This is a genomic window from Nocardiopsis sp. NPDC049922 (assembly GCF_040660275.1).
Lineage (GTDB): Bacteria > Actinomycetota > Actinomycetes > Streptosporangiales > Streptosporangiaceae > Nocardiopsis.
This window is the reverse complement of record NZ_JBFAME010000052.1, coordinates 1-2179: the sequence shown is the minus strand read 5'-3', so window position 1 is coordinate 2179 and position 2179 is coordinate 1. Positions and strand designations below refer to the sequence as shown.

The 2179-nt window shown below is 68.2% G+C and carries 3 protein-coding genes; 2 read left to right on the top strand and 1 reads right to left on the bottom strand.

Annotated elements, in window-relative coordinates; translation table 11 throughout:
• Positions 1–204 (top strand): WhiB family transcriptional regulator (locus tag AB0I72_RS28330; protein ID WP_358574157.1); only part of this gene is annotated, 204 nt, incomplete at its 5' end.
• Positions 182–433: a helix-turn-helix domain-containing protein gene (locus AB0I72_RS28325; RefSeq protein WP_358574155.1), complete on the top strand. Its 252-nt coding sequence runs from the start codon at positions 182–184 to the stop codon at positions 431–433. The genes AB0I72_RS28330 and AB0I72_RS28325, both read left to right, overlap by 23 nt.
• Positions 434–509: 76 nt before the next feature.
• Here AB0I72_RS28325 and AB0I72_RS28320 read toward each other — a convergent pair whose 3' ends face one another.
• A complete protein-coding gene (locus AB0I72_RS28320) occupies positions 510–1865 on the bottom strand; it encodes a site-specific integrase (RefSeq protein ID WP_358574153.1) in 1356 nt (451 codons plus the stop codon).
• Positions 1866–2179 lie beyond the last annotated feature (314 nt).

The window sequence follows — 2179 nt, the reverse complement described above, 5'->3', positions numbered from 1 at the left end:
CCGGCCCAGGGTGGGTCGGTGCGTGCGGCCAAGCGGGTCTGTGGGGTGTGTCCGGTGCAGGTCAATTGTCTGGCCGAGGCGATGAAGCGCGGTGAGCTGTACGGGTTGTGGGGCGGCGCGTCGGAGGACGAGCGACGCCAGTTCCGCTCCGCCCGCCGGGAGGAGCGCGGGGGAGGTGCTGATGGCCGAGGTCGAGCGGCCTGACGAGGTCGGGCCGGACCGGTTGTTGACGATTCCGGAGGCGGCTCGGGTGTTGGCGGTTCCGGAGTCGTGGTTGCGTGAGCGGGTGCGGTTGCGGCGGGTGCCGCATCGCAGGCTCGGCAAGCACGTCCGCTTCACCGCCCAGGACCTGGAGCTGATCGTGGAGAAGGCCGCACAACAGGTGGTCGTTCCCGCACGGCGTACCTTCCACGGGAGGCAGGGGCTGCGGTAGGGGAGAAGCAACGAAGTGAGCTGGTGGGGCGGGTGTTCACCCGCCCCACCAGCCTGCCTGGGGCTTGTGATGGCGGTTAGGAGATGAGGCGTAGGCGTCGTTCACCGTCGGGGTCGGTCCACGGCCCGGTGGGCGGGCCGTCGATGGCTTCGATCATGGTGTCGTCGATGTCGGTGACCAGGTGCCCGTACCGGTCCATCGTCGTGGTGATCGACGTATGCCCCAGACGGCGCTGGATCTTGAACACGTGCACGTCCTTGTCGATCAGCCACGCCACATGGGTGTGGCGCAGGTCGTGGATACGCGGCTTCTTCCCCAACCCCCGCTTCTGGGCCTCCTTGACCCCGGGCACCCACCGGCGGCCGTAGAACGAGGAGTGCCGCCACCAGGAACCCCGGTCGGTGGTGAACACGAACTCTTCTGGTCCCTTGCCCTCCAGGCGGGGTCGGATGAGGTCGATGGTGCCGGGGGAGAGCGGGATGCGCCTGCGTGAGCTGCGGGTCTTGGGCGCGCCGAGTTTGAAGGTGTTGTCGGGTCGGCGCTTCCACGCCCTGCGTACGTCCAGGTACCCGCGCACGAGGGGTTGGCCGTTGGCTCCGATCGCTGTGGTGAGGGTGATGTCGCGGACCTGGAGCGCGGTCAGTTCGCTGTAGCGCATCCCGGTGCGCACGAACACCTCCACCATGTCGCGGACGTCCTCGGCCATGGAGTCACGTAGCAGTGTGAGCTCCTCGCGGGTGAGGAAGCACATCTCCCAGTCGCCCTCACCGTCGTCGATACGGGGTAGGCGGGTGCGTGAGGCCGGGTTGGAGGGCCGGATGGGTGGGTCTTCGCGGACGGCGGCCTCGCAGATGGTGAACAGCAGCGCGTGCAGGTTGTGGATGGATTTGGGGGACAGGGGTTTGCGCAGCCATCCCGGTTCCTTCTTGCGGCCTCGGCTGGGTGTGTCGGTCCGGTGCGGGGCTGTGGGGTCGGGAGTGCCGGTGCGCAGTTGGTTGACCCAGGCCCGCACGTCCTTGGGCTTGAGCTGGGACGTGTCGCGCAGGTTCACCTGCCCGAAGGTGGGAAGCAGGTGGTTGGTGAGGTCGCGGTGGTAGTCGGCGCGGGTACGTTCGGCGATGCCGGTCATCGAATCGATCAGTTCACGGGCGAAGCCGGCGAACAGCACCGGCTCCGCCTCCGGCTCGTCCTCCTCCTCGACCTTGACCCACCCGTGGCCGGGGACCCACCCCTGCGCCCACCCATGGCGGGGGATCCAGTTCTCCGGCCACTGATGGCCCGCTGCTTCGACGTGGAGTTTGAAGGTGTGGGCGTCGGCGTGGACGTCGAACGGTTCGGACTGCGGTGCCCCGCCACGGGTGCCGCCCAGGCGCCATTTCACCCAGTACCGGGTGCGCCCGTCGGCCAGTGTGCGCTGGTTGATGGTTGCCATGCGTGGACCATCGCTTGGGTGCGGGCCGAAGCGAAGGGAATCGGCCAAAGATCTTCGAGAACCTTCGACCCGGGCCGCACTACGGCCGGTACGTCGATATTCGCGCAGGATGTCGGGCTATCGCCCCGGCCCGTGCACCCCCCGTGCACCCCCACGCCGGGATGAGTGACGGGGTGGGGGTGCACACTCACCAGAAGGAATCCCACCCCCGTGCACCCGCTGGTGCACCCCCGACAACGCGAAAGGCCCTGACCGCTGCGCGTTTGCGCTGGTCAGGGCCTTGTCGGCTCTGGGGTGAGTGACGGGACTTGAAC